This is a genomic window from Pseudoalteromonas sp. 19-MNA-CIBAN-0066, assembly GCF_040308705.1.
Lineage (GTDB): Bacteria > Pseudomonadota > Gammaproteobacteria > Enterobacterales > Alteromonadaceae > Pseudoalteromonas > Pseudoalteromonas nigrifaciens.
Map to the genome: position 1 here is coordinate 1 of NZ_JBEONZ010000297.1, position 255 is coordinate 255.

Genomic DNA, 255 nt, shown 5'->3' on the forward strand with positions numbered 1-255 from the left:
GTACTGTATATCTTGAGCGCTGGAATGGTAACTCCTGGTATGTAGTTAGTTCACATTCTTTTTCTGGAACTTATAGCTGTCGAAATGGGGCTTTTGAAAGTGAGGGTTATGGTACGCCAAACCACACACCAAACGTGCCTTATTACGCATCATCGATAAGCGCTAAAGCGTTCACGTTTTCCCATACGCCAGGCTCTGGATATCAAAAGTATCGCGTTCGTGCCCAAGTAAATGATTTTTATGCAGCACCTGGTG

At 44.3% G+C, this 255-nt stretch carries 1 protein-coding gene; it reads left to right on the top strand.

The window, feature by feature from the left end; translation table 11 throughout:
* Nucleotides 1–255: hypothetical protein (locus AAEZ18_RS19205; protein ID WP_352256023.1), on the top strand; the 255-nt coding region annotated here is incomplete at both ends.